This is a genomic window from Enterococcus camelliae, assembly GCF_042685105.1.
Classification (GTDB): Bacteria; Bacillota; Bacilli; order Lactobacillales; family Enterococcaceae; genus Enterococcus_G; species Enterococcus_G camelliae.
This window is the reverse complement of the sequence record NZ_JBHUMO010000013.1, coordinates 1-24898: the sequence shown is the minus strand read 5'-3', so window position 1 is coordinate 24898 and position 24898 is coordinate 1. Positions and strand designations below refer to the sequence as shown.

Below are 24898 nucleotides of genomic sequence, written 5' to 3'. Positions count from 1 at the left end.
GGATTACACAGAAGCAGCCCGTGAAGATTTGATCCAACGAGTACAAATGCAAATAAGTGAAAAACGCTTTAGACATGTTCTTGGGGTTGAAAAAGCAGCCATTGCTTTAGCTGAAAAATATGGTGTCTCCGCTACGAAAGCAAGTATTGCGGCTTTAACGCATGATTATGCAAAAGAACGCTCGCGCGATACTTTTTTTGCAGTGATTGATGAGGAAAAGTTGGATCCAGCTTTAAAAGAATGGAACAATGCAATTTGGCATGGCGTTGTGGGTGCGTATATTGTAAAAAAAGAACTTGGCATTGATGATCCAGAGATTTTTCAGGCAATCTCGGTCCATACAACTGGGGCAGCAGACATGTCTCCATTGGATAAAGTTCTTTATGTTGCCGATTTCATTGAACCGGGGAGAGTCTTTCCTGGAGTGAAAGAAGCACGAGAAATTGCCATGCTTAATCTAGATGATGCAGTTGCTTATGAAACAAAGCATACACTTGTTTTCTTAGTTGAAAAAGAAAGCAAGATTTACCCGAAAACAATCGAAACATATAATCGCTGGGTTGCAAAAGCACAGTAATATAGGAGGATTTATGATTACAAGTGAAAAAATGGTCGAATTAGCCGTGAGAGCCGCTGATTCGAAAAGAGCAGAAGATATTTTGGTTTTAAATGTAAAAGAAGTTTCGCTTCTGGCTGATTACTTTATGATTTGTTCAGGAAATAATGAGCGTCAAATTCAAGCAATTGCGGATACAATTATCGATAAGGAAAGTGAAGCAAACGTACAAATCAAACAAATCGAAGGAAAAGATTCAGCTAAATGGATTTTAATCGATTTAGGAGATGTTATTGTGCACGTATTCAGTCATTCGGAACGCTCGTTTTATAATTTGGAAAAACTTTGGTCTAATGCACCACTATTGAATATTACTGAATGGATTGATGACTAATGGCCTATGAAACATTTGCATTTGTTTATGATGAAGTGATGGATAGCCATTTGTATCAACGATGGTTTGAATTTGCAGAAAGACACTTAGGGAATCGCAAACAAATTCTAGAACTAGCTTGTGGAACAGGGGCCCTGGCTGTTGAATTTGCTCGCCATCACTATGAGGTTACTGCCTTGGATTTATCGGAAGAAATGTTGATGATTGCATCGCAACGAGCCATTGAGCAAGAAGTGACAATCCAATTTGTTGAAGGAGACATGCTCGATTTAACCAATGTCGGTAGCTATCAGGCCATTACTTGTTTCTCTGACTCTCTTTGCTACATGAAAAAAGAAGAGGAAGTTCAGCAAGTTTTCGATGGGGTGTATCAAATTTTGGCTGATCAAGGACGGTTTCTATTTGATGTTCATTCTATCTATCAAGTAGATGAAGTTTTTCCCAATTATAGCTATCATTATCAAACGGATGATTTTGCATTTTTATGGGACAGTTATGAAGGCGATGCATTACATAGTATCGAACATTTTCTGACTTTCTTTGTTCAAAATGAAGATGGCAAGTTTGATCGTGTGGACGAATTGCATAAAGAACGAACCTATGAATTGGAAACTTATCTTCGCATGCTTGAAAATGCAGGCTTTTCTTCAATTGAGGTCTATGCGGATTTTATCGACAGTGAACCCAATGAAAAAAGTCGACGTTGGTTTTTTGTTTGCCAAAAATAATGTTTTAGAGAAAAAGAATTAGTCATGTTTAGCTGAACGCTTGGGTTCAGCTTTTTTGAAATGTATTTCAATGAGGAGGGAAAACGGTGAAAATTTGTGGCATTGTTGCTGAATACAATCCTTTTCATAATGGTCATGCCTATCACGTGCAAAGGGCTCGAGAGCAAACGCAAGCGGATGTTATTGTTGCAGTTATGTCAGGAAATTTTCTTCAAAGAGGGGAACCTGCAATCATTGACAAGTGGCACCGGGCACAAGCTGCAGTCGCGAATGGAGTGGATTTAGTTGTCGAATTGCCATTTGAATGGGCTGTACAATCAGCTGATTTTTTTGCGAAAGGGGCGGTAAAAATTCTTTCAGATTTGCAATGCACTAGCTTATGTTTTGGTTCGGATTACGGGGATGATTTTGACTATCAACAGTTTGGACAACAGTATCTTGAAAACCAACTCAAGATAAATGAAACACTAAAAAAACTAACGGATCAACGTCTATCTTACGCACAAAAAATGATGATTAGTCTATCGGAAAATCTGCCAGATATTCAATTTGAAGAAAATCAACCAAATCACATGTTAGCATTAAGTTATGCAAAGGAAAACGCAGAATTGCGTGAACCAATGAAACTCGTTTCAGTTGCAAGAAAAACAGCAAGTTATCATTCTACGGATCTGCAAGGAACGATTGCAAGCGCAACTGCCATTCGACAAGCAATCCGAAAAGGGCAAAACATTCACGAGTTTGTTTCGATGCAAACAGCGGATTTGCTTGCAAGTGAGCCTTTCATTGACTGGGAAGAAATTTGGCCTTTTTTGAAATACCGTTTACAAATGGATAGTATTTTCCAACTACAGCAAGTGTATCAGATGGTTAATGGTATGGAGTATCGAATGAAAAAAAAAGCCAATGAAAGCCATAGCTTTTCAGAGTTTATTTCTAAGACCATATCCAAGCGCTACGTAAAACCGAGAATTCAAAGACTTTGTTTATACACGTTGTTAAATATTTCAGAGGAACAAATGGCAACACAATGGCAACAAACGGCTATCCGACCGCTAGCCTACAATAAAAAAGGACAGGCATTTTTGGCAAGTAAACTGATTCAAAAAAAACCTGTTGTTGCACGTTTTGCCAAAAAAGAAGCAGAAATTTATCCAATGACATTAAAGGCTGATCGTTTATACCAACTTTTGAATCCCCAAATAAAAGAACAAAATTTTGGGCGCTATGCGTATTTGATTGATAAATCCTAACAAAATGCTTCACAAGTGGACATAAGCCAAGTATAATAGGAACGACGTTTTCCTAAAATGGAACGAAAAAACTGAAAGCGAAGTGAAAATATGGGTCGTAAATGGGCAAATATCGTAGCAAAAAAGACTGCGAAAGACGCGAACAATAGTAAAATATATGCCAAGTTTGGTATTGAAATCTATGCGGCAGCGAAATCTGGTGATCCTGATCCTCATGCCAACCAAAAATTGAGATTTGTTATTGAACGTGCGAAAACATATAATGTACCAAAACATATCATTGATCGAGCAATTGAAAAAGCAAAGGGTTCAGGAGATGAGCAGTTTTCAGAACTACGCTATGAGGGATTTGGACCAAATGGGTCAATGGTCATCGTGGATACATTAACAAATAATGTCAATCGGACCGCTGCGGATGTTCGAGCAGCGTTTGGAAAAAATGGAGGAAATATGGGCGTTTCTGGGGCTGTTTCTTATATGTTTGATAACACAGCGCTATTTGGATTTGCTGGGGAAGATGCAGATGAAATTCTTGAATATTTGATGGAAAAAGAAATTGATGTTCGAGATGTAGCAGCTGAAGAAGATCAAATATTTGTTTATGGCGAACCTGAAGATTTTCATAGCATCCAAGAAGCATTGAATGAAAAAGGAATTACGAATTTTACCATCGCTGAAATGCAAATGATTCCACAAAATGAAGTGACACTTTCTGGAGATGACTTAGAGAAATTTGAAAAAATGATTGGCGTTTTAGATGATTTAGAAGATGTCCAAAACATTTATCATAATGTTAACTTAGACGAAGAATAATAGTAATAACAAAGGGCCTTGATTTTAAGGGCTCTTTGTTATTTTTTTATTTTTCAAAAAAATGAAATGTGTTATGATAGACAAAACAAGTGTTTTGAAGAGGGTGAATCAATTGTTCGGAGATGCCATTCAGTTACAGCCTTTCAATCGCATTTTAAGCGGATTTGACAAATTGACAGAAGTGGCCGTTTCGGTCGCCGATTGTTCCAAAATTGCAGAAAAATACCATTATCTAGGAATTACTGGCTATAAGATTGATGATTTTTCTGGGAATTGTTTTATTAATCGTTATTTACCGTGTGAATTTTACCGTGTGCCAATGTTAATCTATCGATCACGTTATTTAATACCCTTGGTTTTTCGCCATTCACCCGAATCTTATATTCTTTTTCAAGAATCCTATCGATTCCCTTCGTTTATTCAGTTGTTGGATTGGGAATTGCAATACAATCGAAAAACAGTCATTATTGATTCTATGAAAAATAAGTATTCCTATGCTGAAAGTGAGTTATTTGTGATTGATGCTGGTTACCTAGCGTTTCGTTTAGCTGAAATTATTGATGTTGCCAGTTTTCCTGTTAGTAAGATGACTTCATTTGATGAATTTTTAATTTGGAATCGTGAGTCACATTTACTAGATAATGGGCACAAGGGGCGTCATAGTATGATTTTGGATATTGAAAATGATCGTGAACGCACAGAGTTACAACTAGTTTTGGCGATTATTCAAAAAAAATATCCTGACAAGCAATTATTTTCGTTACCGGCAAAAAATAGTGTGGATTAAAAAGACTGACAGTTTCCGTAGTCCCCCAAAAAAGGTCAACTTTTGAGGGGTGCTACTTTCTGGATTAGTCTTTTTTTTGAATGAAAAAAATAAATATTTTCTGAAACAAAATACTAAACATTTTCTTTTTGGTGTGTTATACTCCTTTTATTGAAACAGATGAATAGCTATTTGATAGCTTTTTATTCTTAAATATTTATAAAAATATAACAATAAAAGAAAGAAGTGTTACAGATGTCTGATGTTGTAAAACATGGATCAGATATGGTTGTCGATAGTCTAATTAATCATGATGTTGAGTACGTATTTGGCATACCAGGAGCTAAAATCGATCGTGTATTTGATACACTAGAAGATAAGGGACCGGAATTAATTGTGACTCGTCATGAACAGAATGCAGCTTTTATGGCACAAGCTGTAGGAAGAATTACGGGCAAACCAGGGGTCGTGATTGCGACAAGTGGTCCGGGTGCAAGCAATTTAGCAACAGGACTAGTCACTGCTACAGCAGAAGGCGATCCAGTGCTAGCGATTGCTGGTCAAGTCAAACGTAGCGACCTGTTGAAATTAACTCACCAAAGTATGGACAATGCCGCACTGTTTAAACCAATTACCAAATACAGCGCAGAGATTCAAGACCCTGAAACGATTTCGGAAGTCATTGCTAACGCGTATCGTAATGCTCGAACCAATAAAAAAGGTGCAAGTTTTATCAGTATTCCCCAAGACGTGGTAGATGCCCCTGTAAAAGGAGAAAGCATTCGGCCGTTAAGTAAACCTCGATTAGGATCTGCTTCTAAAGAAGATATTGCTTATTTAGTAAAACGAATCAAAGAAGCCAAACTTCCTGTGTTACTAGTCGGTATGAGAGGATCAAGTCAGGCTGAAAGTGATGCAATTCGTAGATTGGTTTCATCAGCAAAACTACCGGTTGTTGAAACATTTCAAGCGGCAGGCGTAATTTCAAGACAGTTAGAAGACCGCTTTTTTGGGCGGGTAGGACTTTTCCGAAATCAATTGGGGGATATGTTATTAAAACGTAGTGATTTAGTGATCGCCGTGGGGTATGATCCAATTGAATATGAAGCGCGTAATTGGAATGCTGAAAAGGATGCTCGAATCATTGTTATTGACAAAATTCCCGCTGAGATTGATCCTTACATGCAGCCAGAAAGAGAACTAATTGGTAGCATTGCTGATACACTAGATTTATTAACAAATGAAATTTCAACTTATCATCTACCAAAGGATTCGCAAGAATACCTTGCGGAGTTACAGCACAAATTGGTGGAACGTGATGAAATTCCAGATAACAAAAAAGAAGGGTTATTGCACCCACTTGAAATTATTGAAACCTTACAAAATGCTGTAACAGATGAAATGACGGTTACTGTCGATGTGGGCAGTCACTATATTTGGATGGCTCGTCATTTTAGAAGTTATGAACCACGTAAATTGTTGTTCAGTAATGGTATGCAAACGTTGGGAGTGGCTTTACCTTGGGCGATTGGAGCCGCTTTGGTTCGACCAAATACCCAAATTGTCTCCGTTTCTGGGGATGGTGGTTTCTTGTTTTCAGCGCAAGATTTAGAAACAGCTGTTCGCAAAAAATTAAAAATTGTTCATTTAATTTGGAATGATGGCCGGTATAATATGGTTGAATTTCAAGAAGTAATGAAATACGATCGTTCTTCAGGGGTTAATTTTGGACCAGTTGATTTTGTTAAATACGCGGAAGCATTTGGAGCAAAGGGATTACGAGCAACAAACAAGGAAGAATTAAGCAAAGCTATTCAAGAAGGATTTGCGACAGATGGTCCAGTGATTATTGATATTCCTGTGGATTATTCTGCCAATGAAGAACTTGGCGAAGCAATGTTGCCAGACCAATTTTATTAAAGAGGAGTGAAAAGAATGTCGAAAAATTCTTTATACCAATATGGTACAATTGGCTCTTTGATGGCAGGAGCGATGGATGGCACAGATACCATTAATGATTTTTTAAAGCATGGCGATTTTGGCATAGGAACAATGGATGGCGTGGATGGTGAATTAATCATTCTAAATGGACAAGCGTATAAGGTGAGTGCTTCTGGCGAAGTGATTCACTTAATGGGAGCTGAAAAATTACCTTACGGCGCCATTGCTCATTTTCATGCCAATCATACAATAACAGTTTCCAAAGAATTGGGCAGTGAGGCAGTTGAAAAACTTGTTTTAGCAAAAATGCGTAGTAAAAATTTGTTTGCTGGTGTAAAAATTACTGGAGTATTTAAGAAAATGCACACCCGGGCAATGCCGAAACAAGAACCACCTTATATCCGCTTTTCAGAAGTTGATCAACCTAATTTTTATGCAGAAGAAATTAAAGGAACTGTTGTTGGGTTTTATTCACCCGCTTTATTTCATGGAACATCAGTTGCTGGTTTCCACGTACATTTCATTTCTGACGATCATCAATTTGGGGGACATATTTTGGATTATACTGTCAAGGATGTAAAAATTGAAATTCAAGACTATGCAGATTTAATTCAGGATTTTCCTAAAGAAGCTGAATTTTTGGATTCAGATTTTGATTATTCAAATATTGCCGAAGAAATAAGTATTTCTGAATAAAAAGACTGCTCCAATCAAAGGGGATAAGAAGGTATCCTCTTTCGATTGGAGCAGTTTTTTTAGATTGTTTCGACATTGACTAGTTCTTTTGAAACTTGTTGTAAAAACGGGGATTGTCCATCGCTAAAAATTGTCAACTGATGCATTGCGCGGCTAACCATCGTATACAAGATTAGTTGATCGTGAGCCGTTTGAAAATTCGTTGATACGTTCCAAACGTAAACTTCATCGAATTCTAATCCTTTGGCCAAAAAAGCTGGAATAATCATGATTGATCGTTTCATAAAGGTATCTTCAGAAGCAATTAACTGAACATATTGTTTTGTCGCTTCAGCTAGTTTTTCATGTAACTGAATTGCTTCCTGAATGGTTTTGGTGATAATCGCTGTGCGATGATGAGACGGTTTTTCTTGGATTTTAGTGATGATTTGACTTAGTAGCGCATGTTGGGCCGCTAGTGAGCCGACATAAATCATTGGTTTTTCCCCATTACGGGCGGTCAGTTTTACCGTGTCTTCTTGTGATAAAAACTGATTCGCGACAGCTGTTATCTCAGCAGTGGATCGATAACTAGTGGTCAGTTGGTATTGTTTGACATATTGATTTGGAAACAATTCTTTTAAGTGTGTCACAATCGTATCATTTCCTAAAACTTTTTGATTTAAATCACCACATAAGGTTATTGAAGCATCGGGATAGAGTTCTTTTAAGAGTGCTACTTGAGCAGGTGGAAAATCCTGCATTTCATCAATGAAAATAAATCTTGCTTTTTGGGAAATATCAACTGGATAGATAGCTTTCGTTAACAAAAACAAAAGGATGCCATCTTCAACAGGAATTATTTTATTGCGAAAATCATTTTTTAGTTGAGCAAGATGTTGTTGCCACTGTTTTTCAGAGATTGTAGTTTCCATAAGTATGGTCGGTGCAACCTGCTGTAAAAAATGAATGTACTGCATGGGTAAATTCACAAAACGAAAGGCCATGATTGATCGTTTCATTGCTGCAAATTTATTCTTAACAATGGATTTTTTGATTTTTTTCAGAAGCGTTTTTTCAGAGGCTTCTGTATATTCCTGATGAGGATGTTCCTTCATATATTGAATTAGCTTCTCATCGGCTAGTTCTTTCACCCAGGTTTGTTTCATTTCATCATTAACTAGTCCACCCAATTTTTTGAGGAGTTTCTCCTGCAAAAGTTGAGTCCGTTGATAAAGTGGCAAAAGATCATTTGTTTGTAAGTACCATTGACGAATGAGTTTTTTATCAATGTAGACCTTTCCTTGGAGACGCAAACTACGGAAAAGAGGTCCAATCGGTTGGATACTTTGTACATAAGGATCAATTTTTTTTAAAATTGATAACCCATTTTTCACTGTTTCAATCTGATTTTCGTCGCCGGTCAAAAAACTTTCTTCCTGAGTATCCTTTTGCTTTAATGTATAATTAGGAAGAAGTTCATTTAGAAATTGATAAAAGGTTTTTGTAGGGATTTCACTTTCGCCGAGTGAGGGTAGAACCATAGAAATATAATCAGAAAACAAATGATTTGGGCTGAAAAGTAAGACTTGCGAATCCTTGAGCCATTTACGATGTCGATAAAGCAAAAAAGCAATTCGTTGCAATAGGGCGGACGTTTTGCCACTACCAGCGATTCCTTCAATCAAGACAATTCGGTTGTCGGTATCTCGGATGATTTCATTTTGGCTTTTTTGAATAGTGGCAACAATATTTTTCATTTGTGATGTCGATGCTTCATCTAAAATTTCTAATAAAAACTCATCATTAATTGCTTCTGATGTGTCAACCATTGAAATGAGGGAGCCGTCCTGAATTTTAAACTGTCGTTTGAGCGATAAAAAAACTTCAAAGCGCTCATGATCGGTTTCATAATAAGTAGAACCTAATTCTCCTTCGTAATAAAGATTGGCAATGGGGGCTCGCCAGTCGACAATTATTGGCTCATCACTAGGATTCCTTAATGAAGCGATTCCTAAATAGAGAGTTTCTTGGACGTCATTCCCTTCAGAAAAATCAATTCTCGCAAAATAAGGAGTGTTTTTCATGGTTGCGAGAGTGACCAACCTTTTTTGTTTTGCTTCGGTTGTTTGATAAGTCAGTTGGAGTTCTTTTTCTTGCTCGCGATACGCAATAACAGATTCGTAAAAGGCTTCTTCATTTCCAGTATTGATTTTATTTTCAGTTAATTCCTTTACTTTTGTTTGCATACTAGTTGTTAGTTGTTGTTGTTGTTTTTGAAGTAACTCTTCTTCTTTGCGAATGAATTGTAGGACTTCATTTAGATGATGACGTTCATATGCTCGTTCATTCATGGACAAAACCTCCTTAAAAGATGCTTTAAAAGTATAGCATATTTTTAAGAAAAACCCACTCGATTTAGAAAGAAACTTTTTTGCTTTGTTTGACATTAACGAGCTTCTCTTTTAATATAGGGCTTGTTTGATTTCGCATGTTTGGGAGGAATGTTTTGTGAATTATGAGCTAAAAAGTGTCAGTGAAAAAGAGTTTAACAGCTATCATCATCATTTGGAACAGGCGACTATTCTTCAATCCTATCAATGGGGGGAGATTAAGAATAGTTGGGAAAGTCTTCCTTTTGGTTTTTATGCGAACAAGCAACTGATTGGGACCGTGCTCATTTTGAAAAAAAAATTACCGTTGCAACGTTCTTTTTTCTATATTCCGAAAGGCCCAATACTTTCTTTTGATAAAGAGACAATTAACGGTTTCACAAAACAGTTGAAAATCATTGCCAAACAACATCATGCGGTGTTTGTACGGATGGACCCGCCCGTTCTAAGAAAGGTATTTTTCTATGGTGAAGAAGAGCAGGCAAGTATTTTGAATGAAGATAAGGTACAGTTACTGATTGCCGCTGGGTTTGAGCAAGAGCCTTTGACTTTGGATTTGCATGCAACCATTCAACCGAGGTTTCAAGCAGTTGTCAATTGTGAAGACTACCAGTTAAGTTGTTTGTCAAAAAAGGGTCGACAAGGGGTGCAAACAGCCAAAAAACGGGGCGTAGTCATAGAGAAGCAGGGGATTGAAAAAATTGGGATTTTTGCTGAATTAATGAAAAAAACCGAGCAAAGAAAAGGGATTTCTTTGAGAAATGAAGACTATTTTCGTAAGTTACTAGCAGTGTACCCAAATGCTTTCCTAATGTTAGGAAAGATTCATCCTGGGAAACGTAAAGACGAAGTTGAGCGTCAATTGTCTGAAGTGAAAGCGACGCTTGATCAGCTAGATAGCAATCAAAAGAAAAAGAAGAACAAATTACTTGAAACATCAGCAAGTCTCACCAAAGAATTACAACAACTTACCAAAGATATTGCAGCCCACGGAGAGCAAGAACAATACATTAGTGGAACCTTGACTGTTCCGTATGGAGATACATGTGAGTTATTATATGCAGGAATGGATGAAACCTTTAAACATTATATGCCTGCATATCTTACTTGGTTTGAATCCATTAGCCAGTCAGGTAAAATGGGGTATAAGCTCTGCAACTTGGGTGGGATTGACGGTCATTTAAATGATGGGCTTATTCAATTTAAGAAAAATTTTCAACCATCCATTTATGAGTATTCTGGGGAATTTAATTTACGTACATCAAACTGGCTTCTTTACAAATTAGTGAAGAAAGCCTATATGTTAAAGATGAAAATATAGCTAACAACCTAGGCGTATTGATTCCAATTAAGTGGGGCATCAATCGATAAGTATCAGGTTTGATACATTTTTTCTTGCATTTCATTTTATTTAATGGTTAAATAGAGCCATAAAGATTGATGAGAAAGACAACCAATTTTGAGAGTCTTCCAAAAGAGAGAGAGTGCTTGGCTGAAACACTCTTAGAAGAAAACCAACTGCGGACCACTTTCGAGACTTCTGTTGAAGCAGAAGCGGTGTCGAACCGTTATGACGTTGGAAGAGATACGACTAATTGTTTTCGTGTCTGAAGATTAGGTGGAACCACGTTTATTCGTCCTAGTAGAGTAGAATCTACTAGGACTTTTTTGTTATTAACAGAAGAATACGAGGAGGAAAAAAGATGATAAAAATGACATTTCCAGATGGAGCTGTTAAAGAGTTCGACAAAGGCGTAACAACAAAAATGATTGCAGAAACGATTTCCAAAAGCTTGGCCAAAAAAGCGTTGGCTGGTAAAGTGAACGGAAAATTAGTTGATTTGGATTTGCCTCTCGATGAAGATGCAGTAATCGAAATCGTCACGCCCGAACATGAAGATGCACTTGCATTATTACGTCATTCAACGGCACATTTAATGGCGCATGCGATGCAACGTTTGTATCCGACGATTCATTTTGGAGTTGGTCCTGCGATTGATTCAGGGTTTTATTATGATACCGATAATGGAGATCATCCTATTACGGCTGAGGATTTACCAGCCATCGAAGTAGAAATGATGAAAATCGTGAAAGAAAATGTCCCAATTGAACGAAAAGTGGTATCAAAAGAAGAGGCATTAACATTATTTGCCAATGATCCATACAAGGTGGAACTCATTAACGAGTTACCAGCTGATGAAATTATCACAGCTTATCAACAAGGTGATTTCGTTGATTTATGTCGAGGACCTCATGTTCCCTCAACAGGGCGCATTCAAGTCTTTAAGTTATTATCAGTAGCAGGTGCCTATTGGCGTGGCAAATCGGACAATCATATGATGCAAAGGATTTATGGTACGGCCTTTTTTGATAAAAAAGACCTTAAAGAATTCATCCGAATGCGTGAAGAAGCCAAGGAAAGAGATCACCGAAAACTAGGAAAAGAACTAGATTTGTTTATGGTTTCAAAAGAAGTAGGGTCTGGTTTGCCATTCTGGTTACCAAAAGGGGCAACGATTCGTCGAATCATTGAACGCTACATTGTAGACAAAGAAGTTAGTCTGGGATACTTACATGTCTATACGCCAATTATGGCTGATGTGAATTTATACAAAACATCTGGACACTGGGATCATTATCATGATGACATGTTTCCACCAATGGACATGGGTGATGGGGAAATGCTTGTTTTACGCCCAATGAATTGTCCACATCATATTATGGTTTATAAAAATGGTATTCATTCTTACCGTGAATTGCCAATTCGCATTGCTGAATTAGGCATGATGCATCGTTACGAAAAATCAGGTGCTTTGTCTGGCTTGCAACGTGTGCGTGAAATGACGTTAAACGATGGGCATACTTTTGTTCGTCCGGATCAAATCAAGGATGAATTTAAGCGGACACTAGATTTAATGACGGCTGTCTATAAAGACTTTGGAATTGATGATTATCGTTTCCGTTTAAGCTATCGTGATCCAAATAATACGGATAAATACTTTGATGATGATGAAATGTGGGAAAGTGCACAACAAATGATCAAAGCTGCAATGGATGAATTAGGATTGGAGTATTTTGAAGCAGAAGGAGAAGCTGCGTTCTATGGTCCTAAACTTGATGTTCAAGTAAAAACAGCGTTGGGGATGGAAGAAACATTGTCAACAATCCAATTAGATTTCTTACTACCTGAACGGTTTGAACTTACTTATGTTGGTGAAGATGGTGAAAACACACACCGTCCCGTGATGATTCATCGAGGAATTGTGTCGACAATGGAACGTTTTGTTGCTTACTTGACAGAAGTTTACAAAGGGGCATTCCCGACTTGGTTGGCCCCTATTCAAGCGACAATTATTCCTGTTTCAGTTGATGCACATAGTGATTATGCTTATGAAGTGAAGGAACGACTTCAAGAACAAGGAATTCGGGTGGAAGTCGATGATCGAAATGAAAAAATGGGCTACAAAATTCGAGCAGCACAAACACAAAAAATCCCTTACCAATTGGTCGTGGGAGATCAAGAAGTAAACGATGCAACCGTCAATGTTCGCCGCTATGGAAGCAAAGAAACTGTAGTGGAAGAATTAAATATGTTTGTAGATGCCATTGTAGCAGATGTAAATAATTACAGTCGTACTGGCAATGATAAACAGTAAAAAACAAAAAAAGGAAAATCCTTTCTTTTCAAAAAGACAGTCGGAGTATCGTAGCTTTGAGATGAATATGCTGAGCGCAACAACGAAAGGTTGAGTTTAGAGGGAAAATATGGTATCATTGCTTTTGTAATGATACTTAGGTTGAGTGAGGGATTTTTATCCCTCACTCTTTTTAATGACATGGGGACTGAGTAAATAGAAAACAAGAAGGGGGCGATAGCCTTTGAGTACAGTGGTTCAAATGGTGACAGATTTGGTCAACCCTATTTTGGAAACAAAAAATTTTGAGTTGGTGGAAGTAGAATTCGTTAAAGAAGGCAAAAGTTGGTTTTTAAGAGTCTTTATTGACAAAGAAGAGGGCATTGATATTGAAGAATGCGCTTGGGTAAGTGAACAACTAAGTGAAAAACTGGATAATATTGTGCCAGATCCCATTCCGCAAGCCTATTTTTTGGAAATTTCTTCACCGGGAGCTGAACGGCCATTAAAGAAAGAAGCAGATTATGAAAAGGCAGTAGGTTCATATATTCATCTTTCTCTATATCAATCATTAGATGGAGAAAAGCAATATGAAGGTATTTTAGAAAAACTGGATAAAGAAACGTTAACATTAACCTACCGAGTCAAAACGCGAACGAAAACTCAAGTATTCGAACGAACGAATATTGCAAAAGCTCGTCTAGCAATTCAATTTTAATAACGGAGGATCAATCAAAAAATGAGTAAAGAAATGTTGAACGCGCTAGATGCGTTGGAGGCAGAAAAAGGAATTTCAAAGGACATTGTTATTGATGCACTAGAAGCAGCATTAATTTCAGCGTACAAGCGTCATTATGGTCAAGCGCAAAATGTTGAAGTGGAATTTGATCGAAAAAAAGGAAATATCCATGTCTATGCAGTGAAAGAAGTAACCGAAGAAGTGATGGATTCGCAATTAGAAGTATCCCTCAAAGATGCTATGTTGATTAATCCAGCTTATGAAATTGGTGATAAAATTCGTTTTGAAGTAACACCTAAAGACTTTGGCCGCATAGCCGCTCAAACAGCAAAGCAAGTAATTTTGCAACGAGTGCGCGAAGCAGAGCGATCAATTATTTATAATGAGTTCAGCGCTTATGAAAAAGACATCATGCAAGGAATTGTCGAACGGCAAGACAGTCGTTATATCTACGTTAATTTAGGAAAAATTGAAGCTGTTCTTTCAAAACAAGATCAAATGGCTAATGAATTTTATCAACCCCATGATCGCATTAAAGTATATGTCACACGAGTCGAAAATACCTCAAAGGGACCTCAAGTATTTGTAAGCCGCAGTCACCCTGATTTATTGCGTCGATTATTTGAACAAGAAGTTCCTGAAGTTTACGATGGAACGGTTGAAATTGTGAGTATTGCTCGTGAAGCAGGCGATCGCTCAAAAATTGCTGTCCGTTCTCATGATGAGAATGTCGATCCAGTGGGAACATGTGTCGGACCAAAAGGACAACGTGTACAAGCATTAGTCAATGAATTAAAAGGTGAAAACATGGACATTGTTGAATGGGATGAAGATCCAGCAATTTTTATTGCGAATGCATTGAATCCTGCCGAAGTCTCTGATGTGTTATTCGATACGACAAATCCTAAGGCCTGCACCGTCGTTGTACCTGATTATCAATTATCACTTGCAATTGGTAAGCGTGGACAAAATGCTCGTCTAGCAGCTAAGTTAACAGGACACAAAATTGATATTAAATCCGAAACCGATATGGCTGATTTTTACGAAGAGCTTGATCGCCAAGAAGCAGAAAATGCCAATGTACTGCTTGACTCAACCGATGAGGCGCTTGAAGTAGAAGTTGCTCCGATTGAATCGGAAAAGCCAGAAGAATAAAAAACAAGGGGGATTATGATGAAAAAAAGAAAAATTCCTTTAAGAAAATCAGTTGTTTCTGGTAACCTTTTTCCCAAAAAAGAATTGGTTCGAATCACTCGTTCAAAAGAAGGCGAAGTTGCAATTGACCCATCTGGAAGAATGCCCGGCCGAGGGGCATACATCGCTTTGGATCCTGCCGAAGCTCAAGTGGCTTGGGATAAAAAAATCCTCGATCGGGTGTTAGAAGTGAAGTTATCGGATGATTTTTATCAAGAACTTTTGGCTTATGTGACACATCAAAAAGCAAGAAAAGAATTATTTGCAAATGAATAATCAGAAAGTGCTCAATTTATTAGGGCTAGCCATGCGTGCCAGAAAAATCGTATCTGGCGAAGATTTGACAGTGCAAGCAATTCGATCCAATCAAGCAGAGGTTGTTTTTTTGGCGAAGGATGCTGGCAAAAATACCCAAAAGAAAATAAAAAACAAATGTATTTTTTACAATATTCCGGTTTTTGATTGTTTTACAGCAGAGGAAATAACTCAGGCTATTGGGAAACCAAGAATGGTCTTAGGTATCCTAGATAAAGGCTTTGCAAGCAGAATCGAGGAATTAATCTCAGGATAGGAAGGTGATTACATGGGAAAAAAAAGAATCTATGAATTAGCCAAAGAATTAAATACTTCAAATAAATCATTAGTTGAAAAAGCGCAAGCGCTGGGTTTTGATATAAAGAATCATATGGGTGCTCTTTCGGACAAAGAGGAAAAGCAATTAAGACAGTCTCTTCAAGTGAAAGGATCCGACTCAACAAAAAAAGCAGAAATGGCAGCTAGCACTCATGAACCAAAATTTCAATCTCAGAGAAATAATCCGAAATTTCAAAATAGAAAGAATCAGGCACCAAGAACGAATGCCACGAATAGGGGAACACAAGAAAAACCAACTGTTTCTCACAATAAACCTGTAACAAAGGCAACGAATCAACCAGAGAAAAAAATCGGTGGAAAAGAAAATGGGAAATCAAAAGAATTGGGCATGATTAAATCGCAAGAGCAAAGTGGAAATAAACAAACGAAACCAACAAATCATGCGGCAACGATGAATGAAAAAAAAGGTACCGATCAACGACCAAGCGCAGGTCAGGCAAAGGCGAATCAAACCAATCGTTCTCAAAATCGGAATACAAACCAAGGACGTACTAACGAAAATATGAATCAAAACAAACCTTCAGCAACAGAAAAACCAAAAACATCTGCTACTCGAAATACCAAGAAACCATTCACACCAAAAAATCAAACAACCAACCGTCCCTCAGCAAATGCAACAAATGATAGACCGGCGAAAAATACAAAATATGAAGTGGCGGGCAATGCTAGCAACGCCAATTCTCAAGAACGCAATAAACCAACGAATCGCTCAAACAATCGCAACAAAAACAATAATTTTGGCAACAATCAAAATCGTTCAAAATTTAATAAGCGTGGGAAAAAGGGACGACAAACCGTTTCCCAAGAAAGAAAACCGGCTGTCCCAGCTCGTAAATTCCGTGAACTTCCAGAAGTATTGGAATATACAGAGGGCATGAATGTGGCCGATATTGCCAAAAAAATTCACCGCGAACCAGCTGAAATTATCAAAAAATTGTTTATGCTAGGTGTCATGGTTAATCAAAACCAACCGTTAGATAAAGATACCATTGAATTATTAGCGACCGATTATGGTATGAATGCCGAAGAAAAAGTACAAGTGGATATTGCCGACATTGATAAGTTTTTCGAACCTGAAGAGATTGATGAAGAAAAACTAGTTTCGCGCCCACCAGTTGTTACGATTATGGGTCACGTTGACCATGGGAAAACAACCTTACTAGACACGTTGCGTCATTCTCGAGTAACCAGTGGTGAAGCAGGCGGTATCACTCAACATATTGGTGCTTATCAAATCGATATTAATGGCAAACCAATTACTTTTCTAGATACTCCTGGACATGCCGCCTTTACGAGCATGCGTGCGCGGGGAGCAAGTATTACTGATATTACGATTCTAGTTGTTGCAGCAGATGATGGCGTGATGCCGCAAACAGTTGAAGCTATTAATCACGCCAAAGCGGCAAAAGTCCCAATTATCGTAGCTGTCAACAAAATTGATAAACCAGGAGCCAATCCTCAACATGTCATGCAAGAATTAAGTGAATATGAATTAATACCTGAATCATGGGGTGGCGACACGATATTTGTTGAAATTTCAGCAAAATTTGGTCAAAATATCGATGAATTATTGGAAATGATCTTGCTTGTAGCTGAAGTTGAAGACTTGAAGGCTGATCCTACACAGCGTGCTATTGGGACTGTGATTGAAGCGCGTTTGGACAAAGGTAAAGGGCCGGTAGCTACACTTCTTGTACAACAAGGAACGTTACGTGTGGGTGACCCAATTGTCGTCGGAAATACCTTTGGTCGTGTTCGGGTGATGACCAATGATATTGGTCGCCGTGACAAGGCAGCAGGACCAGCTACTCCCGTGGAAATCACAGGGTTAAATGATGTACCACAAGCAGGTGACCGTTTTGTTGTTTTTGAAGACGAAAAATCTGCACGTGCAGCAGGTGAAGAACGTGCCAAAAGAGCGCTATTGGAACACCGAGCTTCGAATAGTCGAGTAACCTTAGAGACATTGTTCGATAGCCTAAAAGAAGGCGAATTAAAAGCCGTAAATGTGATTATTAAGGCTGATGTGCAAGGTTCTGCCGAAGCATTAGCAGCTTCATTGAAAAAAATTGATGTGGAAGGCGTAAAAGTAAACATTGTTCACTCAGCTGTAGGAGCTGTAAATGAAAGTGATGTGACACTTGCAGCCGCAAGTAATGCTATTATCATTGGCTTTAATGTTCGACCTACACCGCAAGCGAAACAACAAGCAGATGCAGAAGAAGTTGAAATCCGCCTGCATAGAATTATCTACAAAGCAATCGAAGAAATCGAAACAGCGATGAAAGGAATGCTTGATCCAGAATTTGAAGAAAAAATTACTGGTCAAATGATCGTTCGCGAAACGTATAAAGTATCGAAAGTCGGTACCATCGCGGGTGCTTATGTGACTGAAGGCTTTATCCGCCGTGACAGTGGTGTCCGCGTTATTCGCGATGGCATTGTTATTTACGAAGGACAATTAGCAAGCTTGAAACGCTTCAAAGACGATGTGAAAGAAGTTCGTATGGGATTTGAATGTGGTGCGATGATCGAAAAATTCAATGATTTAAAAATGGATGATGTCATCGAAGGCTTCATCATGGAAGAAATTAAAGTCGACTAGTATAGGAGGATGACTTATGGCCAACTATCGCGATAGAAGAGTGGCGCACGAAATTTTAAGAGAAGTAAATGATATTTTACGGAAAAAAGTAAGAGATCCACGCGTGCAAGAAGTAACGATTACCGATGTTCATGTGACAGGTGATTTGCAACAAGCGACAATTTATTATAGTATCCTTTCAGACTTGGCTTCTGATCGCCAAAAAGCACAAATGGGCTTGGAAAAATCAACTGGCTTAATTCGTAGAGAATTAGGACAAGGATTGTCACTATATAAAACGCCAGAGCTGATCTTTGAATTGGATCAATCCGTTCAATATGGAAACAAAATCGATGAACTATTGCGTAACCTAAATAAAGAGTAACCGCATAAAAGAGTGTGTGACCGATGTTTGTCACACGCTTTTTTTTTAGTATTTCTTTAGGATTGAACAAATTTTACTTGTAAAGAGAAAGCAATTGCATGGGACCGATTTCTATCATATGCTATAATAGAAAAGTTGAATAAGAAAAAGGAGTGAACGCATGGACGGCATTTTACCATTATGGAAAGAACCTGGCATGACCAGTCATGATTGCGTTTTTAAATTACGAAAACTATTGCAAACCAAAAAAATTGGTCATGGGGGTACGCTTGATCCTGATGTCGCTGGTGTATTGCCAATCTTTATTGGCAAAGGAACAAAAGTCATTGAATTCCTTTCTGACGAAGGAAAGGTTTATGAAGGTGAAGTAACGTTGGGTTACAGTACCACGACGGAAGATTTTTCCGGCGAAGTAGTACAGAAAAAGCCTGTCACTGAGCCGCTGACGAAAGATCAGATTGATCATGCGATGGTTCAATTTATTGGGGAAATCACTCAGATTCCGCCGATGTACTCTGCAGTCAAAGTCGCGGGCAAGCGCTTGTACGAGTACGCGCGTAACAATGAGGAAGTTAAACGCCCCATCCGCAAAGTAACCATTGACTCCTTCACACGCATCTCAGAACCCAAATGGAACGAGGAGCAACAAACTCAATCTTGGAAATTTCAAGTCCATTGCGGTAAGGGAACTTATATCCGTACATTGGCAGTTGATTTGGGTGAATCATTAGGTTATCCGGCCCATATGTCACAGCTGACTAGATTAGCAAGTGGCGGATTTACGAAAGAGCAAGCCATCACACTTGCACAAGTAGCTACTTATAAAGAGGCTGGCATAGTTGACAAGTATTTGCTTCCAATTGAATTTGGTGTGAAAAATTTTGAACAAGTCGCCATTTCTGGTGCCTTATGGTCCAAAGTGAAAAATGGTATGCGCCTAAGTGCAGCGGATTTTGGTTTAACTCAGATACCGAACCAACCGATCGCCATTTTCTATCATGAAAAAGTGGTCAGCATTTATGCTAACTATCGTGAAGACAGTGATCAATTAAAACCTTTAAAAGTTATACGAAATGAGTGGGAAGATGAACGTAATTGAAATTAGACATCCTTACCATCAAGAGCAGCTACCAGACGAACCAATCGTTTTAGTTTTGGGCTTTTTTGATGGGGTACACAAAGGACATCAAAAAGTAATTGAAACAGGTCGCAAAATTGCCAATCAAAGAGGCCTGAAATTAGCAGTTATGACATTTAATCAACACCCGTCCATCGTCTTTCAAAAAATCAATCCTGACACTATGAAGTACTTGACTAGCCTGAAGCAAAAAGAAGAAAAAATGGCCGAAAGTGGTGTGGATTTCTTGTTTTTTGTTGATTTTACGTCAGCTTTTGCGGGATTAAAGCCACAAGAATTTGTAGATCAATATATTGTTGGTTGGCATGCGGAAGTTGTCGTAGCGGGATTTGACTATACATACGGTCCAAAAGACATCGCAGATATGCCACATTTAGCAGAATACGCTAAAAATCGCTTTGAGATTGTGACTGTACCGAAAGAGACGTTGGCAGGAGAAAAAGTGAGTTCAACAAATATTCGTGAAGCGTTAAGTAATGGAAAAATGGAAGAAGTGACCGCAATGTTAGGAACAACGTATGAAACAGAAGGAATTGTCGTTCATGGCGATGCTAGAGGCCGCACATTAGGCTATCCGACAGCCAATATTCAGACAAAGGCGAGTGTGCGCCTGCCCAAAGAAGGAGTCTATGTGACTGAGATCTTAGTAGGAGACACTTGGTTTCCTTCAATGGGATCGATTGGCACGAATAATACCTTTGAACAAAATCGTCCGGTAACTGTCGAAATAAATATTTTAGATTTCCATCAAGATATTTATGGCGAGCATGTTCGCGTTCGCTGGGTACATTATTTAAGAGGACAGGTAGCTTTTCCGTCGATGGAGGCATTGATTGCTCAGTTACAACAAGATGAAAAAGATACACGGACTTATTTCGGAAATTGAGTAAGGAGGAATCCAGATGAGTGAGCAACCAAATGAGCGAGTGGTTCAGCTACCACGTTACCAGCAAGTAGCCGTTGAAATATCGGAGCGGATTGTGGAAGGCCGATATGTTGAAGGGGAAAAAATTCATGCGCGTTCGACGTTGGCTACTCATTTTAATGTTTCTCCTGAGACAGCCCGAAAAGCTATCAGTATATTGGTTGATTTAGGGATAATGGATGTGAAGCATGGCAGTGGTGCCTTTGTTGTGTCTAAGGAGAAGGCGGCGGAATATGTCACACAGTTTAAAGCCAGTCAGTCTATTTTATCCATTCGCCAACAGATGAAAGCGAGCATCGAGAGGCAGCGCACAGAAACCAATCACTTAAATCAATTATTAGACCAACTCGTTGCACGTACTAAAAATGTTCATGATCAATTGCCCTTTGTTCCTTATGAAATAGAATTGACTTCTCAGGCACAAAATTTAGAAATAAGTATTAATGAACTAAATTTTTGGCATCAAACAGGTGCCACGATCGTTGCAATTCAGACGGATAAAGAACTTTTGTTGTCACCTGGGCCATACGCCAAGCTTAGTGTTGGGAATCATTTGTATTTTGTAGGGACAAAGACTGTTTTTGATCGCGTTCAGCGCTTCTTTTATGAGTAACAAGCAAAATATAGTTCAGTTAGAAATCGAAAGACCAGAAAATCCAGAAGTTGCTTCTCAAGCTTTTGGATTTTCTGGTCTTTCGTTTTAGCTAATTGAATATAGCGACAGATTTTGTCTTAATTGCTTCTTAATTTTTTGACAAAGTGACCACACGATGTTAACATTGGAAGGTCAGTTTGAATAAAACATGAAAATTTTTAGGGAGTGTGAAAGATTTGATCAAAGTTCGTGTAGAACATTTAACTAAAGTCTTCGGGAAGCGTCAGCAACAGGCACTCGAACTTGTTAAAAAAAATGAAGCCAAAACAACAATTTTAGAAAAAACAGGCGCGACAGTTGGGGTGTATGATGCCAACTTTGAAGTGAATGAAGGCGAGATATTTGTGATCATGGGGCTTTCCGGTAGTGGGAAATCAACCTTGGTACGCTTAATTAATCGCTTGATTGAACCGTCATATGGTGATGTATTTATTGATGGAGAAGATATCGCAAAAATGGATAAAGAAGCCTTGCGTGACATTCGTCGCCATAAAATTAATATGGTTTTTCAAAATTTCGGTCTGTTTCCACATCGAACGATTCTTGAAAATACTGAGTATGGATTAGAAGTAAGAAGTGTGCCAAAAGAAGAACGAACGGTGAAAGCTGAACAAGCCCTCGCAAACTCAGGATTACTTTCTTTTAAAGACCAATATCCTGACCAACTTTCCGGTGGAATGCAACAGCGTGTAGGCTTAGCAAGAGCATTAGCGAATGATCCTGAGATTTTACTAATGGATGAAGCATTCTCAGCTTTAGATCCGCTTATTCGTCGAGAAATGCAAGATGAACTCTTGGAGCTACAATCAAAAGTTCAAAAAACCATTATATTTATTACACATGATTTGAATGAAGCACTACGAATTGGCGATCGAATTGCTTTAATGAAAGATGGTCAAATTATGCAAATTGGTACAGGTGAGGAAATTTTAACCAATCCAGCCAACGAATTTGTACGAGAATTTGTCGAAGATGTCGACCGTTCTAAAGTTCTGACTGCTGCGAACATTATGGTGCCAGCGTTGACCACCAATATTGAAATTGATGGACCAAATGTTGCCTTAAATCGGATGCGTAAAGAAGAAGTCAGCATGCTATTAGCGACGGACAAAAAGCGCCAACTGAAAGGTAGTTTGACTGCTGAGTCGGCACTTGGTGCCCGTAAAAATGGTCAAGCACTAAAAGAAGTCATCGATAAAAATGTCAAAAAAGTTCATCCAGATACTTTAGTAACCGACATCTTTAATTTAATTTATGATTCACCAACGCCATTAGCCGTTGTTGATGAACAAGATCGCTTAATGGGCGTCGTGATTCGTGGGAGTGTCATTGAAGCTTTAGCGGACACGGAGACTTCAGCAAATGAAAAAGAGGGAGACGTGACAAATGAGTAACTTTTTACAACAAGCAATACCTGTTGCAAATTGGGTTGAAAGTGCAACAAATTGGGTGACAAATACCTTTTCAGGACTGTTTCAGGTCATTCAAGACAGTGGCTCTAGCGTGATGAATGGCTTTACGGATGTCCTTATGATGATTCATCCACTTGTGCTGATTCTAGTCGTCAGCCTGATTGCGTTTATCATTTCCGGAAAAAAATGGGGCTTAGCGTTGTTTAGCTTGATTGGCCTTTTATATATCTACAATCAAAACTTATGGTCAGATTTGATGAGTACCGTGACTTTAGTTATTGTCTCAAGTGTGGTGTCGATCATTATCGGGGTACCGCTTGGTATTTGGATGGCGAAAAGCGATCGTGCTGAAAAAATCATTCAGCCAATCCTTGATTTTATGCAAACGATGCCTGGCTTTGTGTATTTGATTCCAGCCGTAGCATTCTTTGGTATTGGTATGGTGCCTGGTGTCTTTGCTTCAGTTATTTTTGCATTGCCACCTACTGTTCGTTTTACGAATTTAGGGATTCGTCAAATTCCGAAAGAATTGGTCGAAGCGTCTGATTCATTTGGGAGTACAGGCAAGCAACGGTTGTTTAAGCTTGAGTTACCGCTTGCCAAAAGCACAATTTTAGCTGGGATTAATCAAACGACAATGTTAGCATTATCCATGGTCGTGATTGCTTCAATGATTGGTGCACCTGGGCTAGGTAGAGGTGTCTTATCAGCATTGCAACATGCCCAAGTCGGTAACGGTTTTGTTAATGGACTAGCTTTGGTTATCTTGGCTATCGTGATGGACCGCTTCACCCAATTAATTAATAAACCCTCACACAAAAAAGAACAAGAACAGATCAGCAAAAAAACCAAACGTGTCGTAGCATTGGTGTCGGTCGTAGCCATTTTAGGATCCATTTTTGTTAATGTTTGGCAAACGAAAACCACTCAATCAGCCAATGACGCATCAAAGGGAACCATTCATCTAGCTTATGTTGAATGGGACACTGAAGTTGCCTCAACGAACGTCATGGCTGAAATATTGAGAGAGCAAGGCTACACAGTAGATATCACACCGTTAGACAATGCGATTATGTGGGAGTCTGTCGCTAAAGGACAATCTGATGCGATGCTAGCTGCTTGGTTACCTAACACGCATAAAGCACAATATGATAAGTACAAAGACCAGGTCACTGATTTAGGTGCAAACCTAGAAGGTGCAAAACTGGGACTAGTCGTTCCTAGTTATATGGATGTGGATTCAATCGAAGATCTAACCGATCAAGCGAATCAAACGATTGTAGGGATTGAGCCTGGTGCGGGTGTTGTTGCTGCAGCAGAAACGACGCAACAAACCTATGCTAATCTTTCAAATTGGACCGTCTCGACTTCTTCTTCAGGTGCGATGATGGTCGCCTTAGAACAAGCGTATAAAAACCAACAACCAATTGTCATTACTGGTTGGTCACCACATTGGATGTTTGCTAAGTATGATTTGAAGTATTTAGAAGATCCACAAGGCACAATGGGTGGCGAAGAAAGTATCCATACAATGACGAGAAAAGGGTTCGCTGATGATTTTCCCGAAGCAAACCAAATTTTGGATAACTTTGAATGGACGACAGATGACATTGAATCTGTGATGTTGGCCATAAACGATGGTCAAACGCCAGAACAAGCTGCGAAAGATTGGATCGAAGCGAACCAAAAGAAAGTCGACGAATGGACGAAATAAGATGAAAAAAAAAGCTGAGCCAATATGGTTCAGTTAAAAGCCAGAAAGACCGGAAATTCATAAGTTGCTCAAACTTTTGAATTTGCTGGTCTTTTTGCTTCTCGTTCCATGTATGAAATGGCAATACACAAAAAACGAGGAAGGCGAGCGGGATGTTTGAGAGGATTGGTCGATGCTAACAGGTTGTGTCAAAGCAAATTTTTCATCATATATTTTTCATATTTAATAAATATCTATATACCTGAATAATCCACAGTATTTAACAGTAACCCTTGTAAACCCTTCTGCTTGAACAGTTTTTGCAAATTATTTTTTTCACCCTTTGGGTGTAAAAAAGGGCACTC

22 protein-coding genes are annotated in these 24898 nt (G+C 38.6%); 21 read left to right on the top strand and 1 reads right to left on the bottom strand.

The genetic code is table 11. The features are described 5' to 3' along the window. Nucleotides 1-46: 46 nt before the first annotated feature. The 8 genes from yqeK to budA all read left to right on the top strand — a co-directional run bounded on the left by yqeK (nucleotide 47) and on the right by budA (nucleotide 7147). The gene (gene yqeK, locus ACFSR0_RS02460; RefSeq protein ID WP_379979732.1) at nucleotides 47-577 is read left to right on the top strand and encodes a bis(5'-nucleosyl)-tetraphosphatase (symmetrical) YqeK; all 531 of its coding nucleotides are present in this window, start codon (nucleotides 47-49) and stop codon (nucleotides 575-577) included. A 31-nt stretch (nucleotides 578-608) separates the two neighbouring features. Next, entirely contained in the window at nucleotides 609-950 is a 342-nt protein-coding gene (rsfS, locus tag ACFSR0_RS02455; protein WP_379979730.1) for a ribosome silencing factor, read from the top strand. Further along, entirely contained in the window at nucleotides 950-1678 is a 729-nt protein-coding gene (locus ACFSR0_RS02450; RefSeq protein ID WP_379979562.1) for a class I SAM-dependent DNA methyltransferase, read from the top strand. The genes rsfS and ACFSR0_RS02450 overlap by 1 nt, the downstream gene beginning before the upstream one ends. Nucleotides 1679-1764: 86 nt before the next feature. Further along, nucleotides 1765-2931 carry a nucleotidyltransferase gene (locus ACFSR0_RS02445; RefSeq protein WP_379979560.1) on the top strand — a complete coding sequence of 389 codons (1167 nt, stop codon included), beginning with the start codon at nucleotides 1765-1767 and terminating at the stop codon, nucleotides 2929-2931. A gap of 90 nt (nucleotides 2932-3021) precedes the next feature. Beyond that, nucleotides 3022-3744, top strand: a complete 723-nt coding sequence (locus tag ACFSR0_RS02440; RefSeq protein ID WP_379979558.1) for a YebC/PmpR family DNA-binding transcriptional regulator — start codon at nucleotides 3022-3024, stop codon at nucleotides 3742-3744. A 103-nt stretch (nucleotides 3745-3847) separates the two neighbouring features. Next, entirely contained in the window at nucleotides 3848-4531 is a 684-nt protein-coding gene (locus ACFSR0_RS02435; RefSeq protein ID WP_379979556.1) for a hypothetical protein, read from the top strand. A 234-nt stretch (nucleotides 4532-4765) separates the two neighbouring features. Continuing rightward, entirely contained in the window at nucleotides 4766-6430 is a 1665-nt protein-coding gene (alsS, locus tag ACFSR0_RS02430) for an acetolactate synthase AlsS (protein ID WP_379979554.1), read from the top strand. A gap of 15 nt (nucleotides 6431-6445) precedes the next feature. After that, complete coding sequence (gene budA, locus ACFSR0_RS02425) at nucleotides 6446-7147, top strand: acetolactate decarboxylase (RefSeq protein ID WP_379979552.1); 702 nt, start codon at nucleotides 6446-6448, stop codon at nucleotides 7145-7147. A 59-nt stretch (nucleotides 7148-7206) separates the two neighbouring features. Here the strand turns inward: budA and helD are convergent, their stop codons facing one another. Continuing rightward, the gene (gene helD / locus ACFSR0_RS02420) at nucleotides 7207-9480 is read right to left on the bottom strand and encodes an RNA polymerase recycling motor HelD (RefSeq protein WP_379979550.1); all 2274 of its coding nucleotides are present in this window, start codon (nucleotides 9478-9480) and stop codon (nucleotides 7207-7209) included. 157 nt (nucleotides 9481-9637) lie between these two features. On the opposite strand from helD, the gene ACFSR0_RS02415 reads away from it, so the two are divergent. The 13 genes from ACFSR0_RS02415 to ACFSR0_RS02355 all read left to right on the top strand — a co-directional run bounded on the left by ACFSR0_RS02415 (nucleotide 9638) and on the right by ACFSR0_RS02355 (nucleotide 24554). Next, nucleotides 9638-10840, top strand: coding sequence for a peptidoglycan bridge formation glycyltransferase FemA/FemB family protein (locus ACFSR0_RS02415; RefSeq protein ID WP_379979548.1), 1203 nt, complete (start codon nucleotides 9638-9640; stop codon nucleotides 10838-10840). Between the two features lie 382 nt (nucleotides 10841-11222). Continuing rightward, entirely contained in the window at nucleotides 11223-13175 is a 1953-nt protein-coding gene (gene thrS, locus ACFSR0_RS02410; RefSeq protein WP_379979546.1) for a threonine--tRNA ligase, read from the top strand. Between the two features lie 223 nt (nucleotides 13176-13398). Then, nucleotides 13399-13872 (top strand): ribosome maturation factor RimP, encoded by a 474-nt coding sequence (gene rimP / locus ACFSR0_RS02405; RefSeq protein ID WP_379979544.1) that lies wholly within the window; start codon nucleotides 13399-13401, stop codon nucleotides 13870-13872. Nucleotides 13873-13893: 21 nt separating this feature from the next. Then, on the top strand, nucleotides 13894-15048 hold the full coding sequence (gene nusA / locus ACFSR0_RS02400; RefSeq protein ID WP_379979542.1) for a transcription termination factor NusA: 1155 nt from the start codon (nucleotides 13894-13896) through the stop codon (nucleotides 15046-15048). An 18-nt stretch (nucleotides 15049-15066) separates the two neighbouring features. Further along, nucleotides 15067-15363: an RNase P modulator RnpM gene (gene rnpM / locus ACFSR0_RS02395; protein ID WP_379979540.1), complete on the top strand. Its 297-nt coding sequence runs from the start codon at nucleotides 15067-15069 to the stop codon at nucleotides 15361-15363. Continuing rightward, nucleotides 15356-15658 carry a YlxQ-related RNA-binding protein gene (locus ACFSR0_RS02390; RefSeq protein ID WP_379979538.1) on the top strand — a complete coding sequence of 101 codons (303 nt, stop codon included), beginning with the start codon at nucleotides 15356-15358 and terminating at the stop codon, nucleotides 15656-15658. Before rnpM ends, ACFSR0_RS02390 begins: the two co-directional genes overlap by 8 nt. Nucleotides 15659-15670: 12 nt before the next feature. Continuing rightward, a complete protein-coding gene (gene infB, locus ACFSR0_RS02385) occupies nucleotides 15671-18346 on the top strand; it encodes a translation initiation factor IF-2 (protein WP_379979536.1) in 2676 nt (891 codons plus the stop codon). Between the two features lie 16 nt (nucleotides 18347-18362). Further along, on the top strand, nucleotides 18363-18710 hold the full coding sequence (gene rbfA / locus ACFSR0_RS02380) for a 30S ribosome-binding factor RbfA (RefSeq protein WP_379979534.1): 348 nt from the start codon (nucleotides 18363-18365) through the stop codon (nucleotides 18708-18710). A 160-nt stretch (nucleotides 18711-18870) separates the two neighbouring features. Then, complete coding sequence (truB, locus tag ACFSR0_RS02375; RefSeq protein ID WP_379979532.1) at nucleotides 18871-19809, top strand: tRNA pseudouridine(55) synthase TruB; 939 nt, start codon at nucleotides 18871-18873, stop codon at nucleotides 19807-19809. Continuing rightward, nucleotides 19796-20734: a riboflavin biosynthesis protein RibF gene (gene ribF / locus ACFSR0_RS02370; protein ID WP_379979530.1), complete on the top strand. Its 939-nt coding sequence runs from the start codon at nucleotides 19796-19798 to the stop codon at nucleotides 20732-20734. Before truB ends, ribF begins: the two co-directional genes overlap by 14 nt. Nucleotides 20735-20750: 16 nt before the next feature. Continuing rightward, a complete protein-coding gene (locus ACFSR0_RS02365) occupies nucleotides 20751-21386 on the top strand; it encodes a GntR family transcriptional regulator (protein WP_379979528.1) in 636 nt (211 codons plus the stop codon). Nucleotides 21387-21604: 218 nt separating this feature from the next. Further along, on the top strand, nucleotides 21605-22822 hold the full coding sequence (locus ACFSR0_RS02360; protein ID WP_379979527.1) for a quaternary amine ABC transporter ATP-binding protein: 1218 nt from the start codon (nucleotides 21605-21607) through the stop codon (nucleotides 22820-22822). Continuing rightward, entirely contained in the window at nucleotides 22815-24554 is a 1740-nt protein-coding gene (locus ACFSR0_RS02355; RefSeq protein ID WP_379979525.1) for an ABC transporter permease/substrate binding protein, read from the top strand. The genes ACFSR0_RS02360 and ACFSR0_RS02355 overlap by 8 nt, the downstream gene beginning before the upstream one ends. Nucleotides 24555-24898: the final 344 nt, after the last annotated feature.